The 8470-nt window shown below is 40.4% G+C and carries 11 protein-coding genes; 1 reads left to right on the plus strand and 10 read right to left on the minus strand.

Annotation, left to right across the window (positions count from 1 at the left end):
* The 10 genes from VGA95_01885 to VGA95_01930 all read right to left on the minus strand — a co-directional run.
* Positions 1-668: SDR family NAD(P)-dependent oxidoreductase (locus VGA95_01885; protein HEX9665285.1), on the minus strand; the 668-nt coding region annotated here is incomplete at its 3' end.
* 70 nt (positions 669-738) lie between these two features.
* Positions 739-1224, minus strand: a complete 486-nt coding sequence (locus tag VGA95_01890) for a tetratricopeptide repeat protein (GenBank protein HEX9665286.1) — start codon at positions 1222-1224, stop codon at positions 739-741.
* Between the two features lie 81 nt (positions 1225-1305).
* Entirely contained in the window at positions 1306-2148 is an 843-nt protein-coding gene (gene moeB / locus VGA95_01895) for a molybdopterin-synthase adenylyltransferase MoeB (GenBank protein HEX9665287.1), read from the minus strand.
* Complete coding sequence (locus tag VGA95_01900) at positions 2138-2557, minus strand: M67 family metallopeptidase (protein HEX9665288.1); 420 nt, start codon at positions 2555-2557, stop codon at positions 2138-2140. Before VGA95_01900 ends, moeB begins: the two co-directional genes overlap by 11 nt.
* Positions 2548-3495: a PLP-dependent cysteine synthase family protein gene (locus tag VGA95_01905; GenBank protein HEX9665289.1), complete on the minus strand. Its 948-nt coding sequence runs from the start codon at positions 3493-3495 to the stop codon at positions 2548-2550. The genes VGA95_01900 and VGA95_01905 overlap by 10 nt, the downstream gene beginning before the upstream one ends.
* Complete coding sequence (locus tag VGA95_01910) at positions 3495-3731, minus strand: sulfurtransferase TusA family protein (GenBank protein HEX9665290.1); 237 nt, start codon at positions 3729-3731, stop codon at positions 3495-3497. The genes VGA95_01905 and VGA95_01910 overlap by 1 nt, the downstream gene beginning before the upstream one ends.
* 134 nt (positions 3732-3865) lie before the next feature.
* A complete protein-coding gene (gene purQ / locus VGA95_01915) occupies positions 3866-4594 on the minus strand; it encodes a phosphoribosylformylglycinamidine synthase subunit PurQ (protein HEX9665291.1) in 729 nt (242 codons plus the stop codon).
* A gap of 356 nt (positions 4595-4950) precedes the next feature.
* Positions 4951-5199, minus strand: a complete 249-nt coding sequence (gene purS, locus VGA95_01920) for a phosphoribosylformylglycinamidine synthase subunit PurS (protein HEX9665292.1) — start codon at positions 5197-5199, stop codon at positions 4951-4953.
* A gap of 36 nt (positions 5200-5235) precedes the next feature.
* Entirely contained in the window at positions 5236-6084 is an 849-nt protein-coding gene (locus VGA95_01925; GenBank protein HEX9665293.1) for a ParB/RepB/Spo0J family partition protein, read from the minus strand.
* Entirely contained in the window at positions 6053-6859 is an 807-nt protein-coding gene (locus VGA95_01930; protein HEX9665294.1) for an AAA family ATPase, read from the minus strand. The genes VGA95_01925 and VGA95_01930 overlap by 32 nt, the downstream gene beginning before the upstream one ends.
* 937 nt (positions 6860-7796) lie before the next feature.
* On the opposite strand from VGA95_01930, the gene VGA95_01935 reads away from it, so the two are divergent.
* On the plus strand, positions 7797-8470 hold a 674-nt coding region (locus tag VGA95_01935; GenBank protein ID HEX9665295.1), incomplete at its 3' end, for a DUF3943 domain-containing protein.

The raw sequence follows: 8470 nt of genomic DNA on the forward strand, positions 1-8470 counted from the left end.
ATTACTCCCATCGCTATATCCTCCGGAGAACCATTCCTCTTCAAAGCGGTGCCTTCCACAGCCTGCCTTTTTTCCCCTTCGGTGAAGTTATAAGGGAACAGTACCGGACCTGGGGCAATAGCATTAACGTGGATATCTGGAGCTAGTGTCCTTGCCAATGTTTTTGTAAGCATGACCAGTCCAGCCTTGGAAACCATATATGGAATGTAGTGTTCTGTTTCTTTGGATATAACAAATGAGTCTACGATATTTATTATTTTTCCTGATCCCTTGTCTGACATAATCTTGCCCACGATTTGAGAGCATAGAAAAGGACCCTTTAGATTTGTATCCATGAATAAATCCCAATCATCTTCGGACATATCAAAAAGTTGTGTCTTAAAGAAAATTGCGGCGTTATTGATTAAGATGTCTATCGTTTTAAAATGGGCCATAGTCGATTCAACCATATTCTTTACTTCATCTGACTTGGAGACATCTGCCTTGACGGCGATAGCGCGTGTATGATTAATCCGATTTAAGTCGTTTAACAGTTCCTTCGCATCTTTTTCAGACTTGTTGTAATTGATTACAATCTTTGCCCCTCGCTCAGCTAAAGTGAGGCAAATAGTCCGTCCGATCCGTCTAGCGCCCCCGGTGATGATTACTACCTTATCCTTGATATTCATAAAACGTTTGATCTAGAGAGAAGGCAATTAATATGGCAGTTGATGCAATAATTTATTTAAAAAAGCAGTATTAATTCAACGATAATCTAATCTTATCTATTGCTTCTTTAGCAAGTATATAATCGGGATATAGTTCCAGTGATTTACGGAGTTCTTCGAGGGCTTTGTTAACCATCCCTTTTGATAGGTAAATCCTTCCTAAGTTAAAGTGGGGATAATGTCTCGGCTCGTATCTTTTTGCGAGTATTGCCTTTTCCAGCCAGGGTATCGCTTCATCATATCTTCCCAGCTCAATTAAATATGCCCCAATATCGTTGTATGGATTCCCAAAGTCTGGGTCAATCTCGATTGCTTTTTTACATTGAGTTATTGCCTCATTGAGTTTTCCTTGAAAGCTGTGAGTCCAACCAAGGAATGTGTAAGCTTCTGCTGTGGGATAAACGTCAATTGATTTTCTGTAGTATTCTTCTGCAGAGTCAAAATCATTAACCATCTGGAATTCATACGCTCTTTGAAAAAGCTTTATTGCTAGAGTTAAATAGTCTTTCTCTGACATTTATGAATTTAGGTATATATCAATATTTCTCATTTTATCACCCGCGAATTATTTAGTCAAAGGACTCCTCTAGAGGAAATATCAATAGATCGGAGAAGTATTTAAGTCACACTCCGGCTGTTCATAATCAACCATTTCTTTTATAGTTGAATTATCGCTGCAGAGCGGGCACTTTGGGTCTCTTTTTACGTTTAGTTCAAGGATGTTCATGTTTAATGTATTGAATATAAGCAGTCTCCCCGAAAGGGTACGTCCGATTTGAAGGATTTCTTTCAGTGTTTCCAAGGCCTGGATCGTGCCAATCATTCCAGCAACGGCGCCGAGTATGCCTTCCTCTTGGCAGGTTGGTATCATGCCCGCAGGTGGGATTTCAGGATAGAGGCAGCGATAGCAGGGACCACCGCATTGTGGTTTAAATACTGATACCTGACCTTCGAAGCGGAGTATCGCTCCGGAAACCAGGGTCTTTTTCTCAAAGTAGCATGCATCGTTTACAAGGTAGCGCGTTGGAAAATTATCAGAACCGTCCAGAATGATGTCGTATCCCTTAATTATCTCTCTGATGTTGTTTTTTTTGATCGATTCTTCGTAGATGATTACGTTTACGTCAGGATTGAGTTTTTGTAATTTTTCCCGTGCGGATACTGTTTTCGGTCTTCCTATATCATCTGTATAGTGAAGAACCTGTCTCTGGAGATTGGTTATATCTACCTGGTCGGAGTCTGCAATCCCGATAGTACCGACACCCGCTGCGGCAAGGTAAAGTGCGATTGGAGAACCCAGACCCCCAGCACCAATGCAAAATACCCTTGATCTTAGAAGCCTTTCCTGACCCACTCCACCAATTTCAGGAAGTAATATATTCCTGCTATATCTATATATCTGGTCCTCAGTCAGTTCGATATGAAACTCGTCATTTTTCATCGATCAAATCAATTCCCTTTTCTTTAAAAGTTAAAACAGAATCATCGAGTAACCAGGCCCGTCCATCATTGTATTTGCCTTTGTTGATTGATAATATGATATAAATCCACTCGGGCCATGCACGAGATCTGTCAAACTCTGAAGGCATAGATGGATGATCCGGATGTGAGTGGTATATGCCCAGGATCTCAAGCCTCTTCTTTCTTGCCCAGTCGTCTGCTTCATGAAAAGACGCGGGATCTAATTCGTAACGATCACGTGTTCTTTCTTCGTTCAAATTTCTACACTGTTTATAGTCCGTAATTTTACCATTTTTACCAATCAGGACCCCGCACACCTCGTTTGGATATCCTGATTCAGCGTGTTTTATCAATTCCAAATATGTAGATTTTATGATCTTTACCACCATATACCTCCGCTGAGGTATCTGTAACCGCTGTCGGGCAGTATCGTGACCAGAACTCCCTCATCTAATCTCTTCGCATACTCCAGCGTGGCATGAATGACCGCACCTCCTGAGTGTCCCACAAATATCCCCTCCATTTTAAGCAATTCTTTCATAACCCTGTATGAATCTTCTGTTGGTACATACAGTCGTTCATCAGGAAAGATCGGATCAAATATCCCGGGAACTATTGATGTTGCCATGTGCTTCAAACCTTCCAGTCCATGAAGGGATTCAGCGGGTTCAATCGATATGACCTTTATATTGGGGTTATATTCTCTTAATCTTTTACCTGTACCCATTAGTGTTCCGCTGGTTCCGATCCCCGAGAGAAAGTGGGTGACCCTTCCACGTGTTTGTTGCAAGATTTCCGGTCCAGTAGATTCATAATGGGAGATCGGATTTAAAGGGTTATTGTACTGATCGGGCATAAAATATTTTTCTGGGTTTTCGGCTCTCAATTTCTGAGCTAGCTTAATTGCACCATCTGAGCCCTCAAGGGGATTTGAATAGATTATTCTGGATCCAAATGCCTCTAGCGTTTTCTTTCTCTCTATATTTATGTTTTCAGGCGTAACCAGCTCAACCCTGTAACCAAGTGCTGCCCCAAGCATTGCATAAGAAATAGCTGTGTTGCCAGATGATGAGTCCATAATAACTTTGTCTTTGGTTAATTTGCCAGAACGGATTCCGTCTAGGATCATCCAAAGTGCAGGGCGATCTTTTACGGAGCCTCCTGGGTTAAACCATTCGGCCTTTGCGTAAATCTCAACATCTGAATTAAGATGCTCTGTAATTTTCCCGAGCCTGATTAGTGGCGTGTTTCCAATCAAATCAATTACAGAGTCTGCCCTTTTTATTCCGAGAGTGGTTTGATTTGTTTTTGTTAATGGGGAATCCATTAGCGACGCTCAATTAGGATTGTGTAGAAATCACCTTTTTGACGAATTTCCAGGATCCTATGCCCCTCTTCCTTTACACTTCTTGGGACATTGGTTAAGGGTTCTCCGTCTCTCAGGATCACTTCTAAAATCTGTCCAGAGCGTAAGGTATCGAGTTTTAGTTTTGTTTTTACAAATGTCATCGGACAAATTTCTTTAGTTATATCAATTGTTTGATCCGCGAGTATTGTGTTCATGCTGTATAAGATCGGATAAATTAAGAATATTTATCCTTTTAGGTTACCACAAAATAGGGAAGAGACAAATAGCTATAAGTCAACAAAATTATAATGATCAGATGAGGTTGAGGTGCGGTATTAATTGGATTCAGTCAGATGAAATTCTTAACATCTTTCGTACTATTGCCACGTTTCAACCAGGATATGATAGATTCAAAAATAAGCTTTCCGTCTTTTCCACCGAGAACTTCTTCACAGCATCTTTCAGGGTGTGGCATCATACCTAGAATATTGCCTTGTGAATTTAATATTCCAGCAATGTTTTCAACAGATCCATTTGGGTTTGATTCCGAATCTACGAGCCCTTCTTGATCACAGTACTTAAAAGCAATTAGAGAATTTCCCTTCAGGTACTTAATATCATCGTGACCAGCGTAATAATTGCCCTCTGCGTGCGCTATAGGTATTTTCAATACGTCTCCTCTATGAAAGATATGAGTAAACGGGCTTATGTTGTTTTCAATACGAATGTTAACCCATTTGCATATAAACTTTGTTGAGGAATTCTTAATAAACGCACCGGGAAGTAGCCTTGCCTCGACTAGAATTTGAAACCCATTGCAAATTCCTATTATTAGTTTTCCTGTTTTAGCGAACTTCTTTACCTCCTTCATTATGTTAGAGAAACTTGCTATGGCACCCGTTCGTAGGTAATCTCCATATGAAAACCCTCCAGGCACTATTAAGCAATCGAAACCATCCAAAGATTTACTGTCATGCCATACATACTCACATCTTTGGTCAAATACGTGCTTTATCGCATGATAGCAGTCATGATCGCAGTTTGAGCCGGGGAAAACGATTATTCCAAAGTTTGCCATTAGTTAGTCTATGCCCTTCGATATGATTATCAATATATGTTTGACTAGTGAATTCCCTGTAGCTTGCTACAGGGTTTCCCCTCGCCTGTCATTTGAACACATTCGTCTTACTCAGTGCAGGCTCCGTGAAGCAATCTCATTTCTAGATTGCTTCGTCCCCTTCGATCCTTCGATAAACTCAGGACTCAGGGTTCCTCGCAGCAACTGAGACTTTCAGTTTCTATTATGATACCATGCAGCTTGCTGCAGGGTCATTCATTCGAAATTCTCTCAAATCAAGGAGACGATATTCGGGAGTCTGAATTAATGTTTCTCAGTAAGCTTAAATCCTCCTTTGAGGGTTTCGTTCCGAACAATCATTTAATGCTAATAATGAAATCTTCAATCACAGGATTTGCCAGAAGCTTATCACACATTTCTTCAACTAGTCCTTTAACGTTTTCTTTGTCAGTGTTTCTTACCGTCATTTCGATCAACTTTCCGACTCTGGTTTCTATCACTTCATTATAACCCAGTTTATGAAGAGCTGACAGCACGGCTTTTCCTTGTGGGTCTAACACCACAGACTTTAGCTTTACTTCGACTTTGACTTTAAAATCCTTCATTTTTTTGCCCTTGGTTTCGCCACTACGTTGTTTTGTTTACCTTCTTGTCATTAACGCTTCAATGATCCTTTCCAGATCATCTATGGAATAGTATTCGATTTCGATTTTGCCCTTGCCATTCCTGTCAATGATCCTGATCTGAGTCCCCAATACTTTCTTCAGTTCTTCTGTAATATTGTTAAGAAAGGGGTCAATGTAATTTTGCTTTTTATCAGCTCCCGGCTCTTTAATTAGACCCTGTACGAGTTTTTCTGTCTGTCTCACCGAGAGTTTATTTCTTCTTATTAGGTCAAGAATCTCTAGTGCCTTACTTTGTGATTCTATGCTCAGGATTGCCCTCGCGTGTCCTGCACTGATTTCTCCCTCCTTTATTGCCTGTTTTACCCGCTCAGGGAGCTTGAGAAGTCTAATCTGATTTGTTATTGTAGATCTATCCTTTCCTATTCTTTTTGAGATCTCCTCGTGGGTTAATCCAAAATCTCCAATGAGCTGCTCATACGCAATTGCCTCGTCTATGGGGTTTAAATCTTCCCTTTGAAGATTCTCAATCAACGCTAGTTCCAGGATCTCACTGTCAGAAGCATCCTTGAGGATGATTGGAATTTTTTTAAGACCAGCTTTTTGAGCCGCTCTCCAGCGTCGTTCACCTGCGATTATTTCGTAGCTATCCCCGATCTTCCTTCCTACTAGCGGCTGTATGATTCCCTTTTCTTTGATTGATGATGCCAGCTCGTCGATACCATCTTCGTCAAATTCTTTTCTCGGCTGGTAGGCATTTGGTTTAATTTGATCTATATCGGCAAGAATATATCCATTTACCTCCTTATCGGTTGGGATCAGGGCGTCGAGTCCTCTACCCAAAGTGACTTTCTTCAACCTTTTCACCTCCATGCCTTGCTATGATCTCTCGGGCAAGGGAGATATAGCTCTCGGCTCCGACGGATTTACTATCATACAATAAGACTGGTTTTCCGTGGCTTGGTGATTCCGCAAGCCTGACATTCCTAGGAATTCGTGTTTGAAACACTCGCTCTTTGAAGTAGTCAATCACCTCGTTTGCAACTACATGACATATTTTGTTTCTTGGATCGAACATTGTTAAAAGATAACCTTCGATTTCAAGATTCGGATTTAGTCTCTGATTGATCAGTGAAATTGTTCTCTTAAGCTGTCCAAGTCCTTCCATAGCATAGTACTCGCATTGAACCGGTATGATAACAGAATCGGCAGCGGTAAGGGCATTTACTGTTAGTAAACTAAGTGATGGTGGACTGTCAATGAATATGTAGTCGTATTCGTTTACTATTGGTTCAATAACGTCTTTCAGTCTCCATTCACGTCTTTCGACGTATATTAGCTCAATCTCTGCTCCCGTAAGGGAAGAATTTGAGGGTGTGACACTAAGGTAGTCTTTTAGGATTTGATGTTCTAATTCGATTATGGTTTCTCTGATGCTAACCTCACCAATTATCGCATTATAGATGCTTTTCCCAACCTTCTCCTTATCAATACCAACACCACTTGTAGCATTACCCTGCGGGTCGAAATCAATAAAGATGGATTTCTTATGGGCAGCAGCAAGAGAGGCTGAAAGATTTACGACCGTAGTTGTCTTCCCCACGCCACCCTTTTGATTTGCGACACATATTATTTTCCCCATGTTGATGGTTTCCGTATGATTTCAACGGACTGGCTGAAACTGTTATATAAAATTAAAGCAGTTGATCAATTTAAACTTAAGAATGTTATTTTTTGTCGTAGACCCAATATACGACGCATTCTTGAAAACAACCCTAATTGTGAACCTTCCAAAAATATCACTATGATCAGGCAAATTAAATTTATTTTTAATATCATATTATCCACTCCTATCTTATTCCGCAATACTCGGATCGTGATGACTGTGACAATATAAAGGCTTTTTCATGGTTGGAGTATCGCCGTTTACGGAATTAGCTCTGGGTCCTTACTTAATGTGGAAATTATAGGAAAAGAAAAATATCGTTTATATCCACTTTCTGAGATCATTGGAATAAATCTCTGCTGTTTGGATTACATTTCGCGCATGCGTTAGAAATATTTGTAATAAGTTTAAGTCATTACAGTACCGAAAAATGACAAACTGGATTAATTTTAGTTAAGAGCACTACGGTAGAATTATTTAAAAGAAATATGCTTTCATCAGACCATGAGATTCAACAAACACCTAGTCTCATAGTCACGAGTCTTGCGGGGACACTATAGTCTGTGAATACTGAACAGTAGTAAGGGGCTGGATGTACCTTTTATTGAATGAAATATTAGTGTATCTTTTCTCCACGTTTTTCATCGCAGACTCAAGTAAATTTAATGAACTTCGAGAAAAAGCATAAGCGTGATTGTTCAGGAAAATAGTAAATTTGAGGCAGTATAGCATGTGAGTCATTTGCCGATCGGTATGCAGGATTGATGATTATAAGTCTGAAAAATCTTGTCAATCGATTCAGATCATATCGAAAATAAGAATCTAATTTTTGGTTTCTGAGTGCAAATGCTCGTTTTGAATTTGGCTGTTAGTTCTAAGTAGCAGGATAGGAATCAGCGAATAATTGATTGATATGTTGAAAAGGATCTCAATAACACTATTTGCGTTTAATTTTATTTTTTCTGGACTGGCATATTCGGCTTCTGGGTTTATGGATTCATACATTAATTCACCTTCCTCGGGTGCTAAAGAGATCGCTGACGCGGGAGACTTAAAACATGAAGAGGAAGTCGACGCAATAGACAATGATGGGGTAACAGAACATGATGATATCAAGAAACTGGGAGTCAAAGATTTTCTTCGCGATACCGCTATCTCTTACGGATTGATGTGGGCAGTCCGTTTTTTTTATGTCAGGAACAAGGACGAGAGAATTTTCAGTGCATCAGCCTCAGGCTGGTGGGATCACATAACGGAACTGCCTGTCGTAGATGACGGAGACGGGTTTCAAACAAATTATGTCACACATCCTCTTGTGGGTGCACTGCAATATCTTTACTATCGGGCGATGGGGTGGGGTTATTGGGGGGCATTTTTAGGGGCATTTGTTCAAAGCGCGCTTTTCGAATATACGATTGAAGGAACTGTAGAAAACCCTTCGCTCCCCGATTTAATTTCAACACCCGTGGTTGGAGCACCCTTTGGATTTCTGGCCGAAACAATATCCGATTGGCTTATCACACGGGATAGCAGGGCGGCTAAATTCGCAGCTCACGTCGTCAACCCAATGAGGAATTTTATCCACGA

This window comes from Thermodesulfobacteriota bacterium (assembly GCA_036397855.1).
Taxonomy (GTDB): Bacteria; Desulfobacterota_D; UBA1144; order Nemesobacterales; family CSP1-2; genus DASWID01.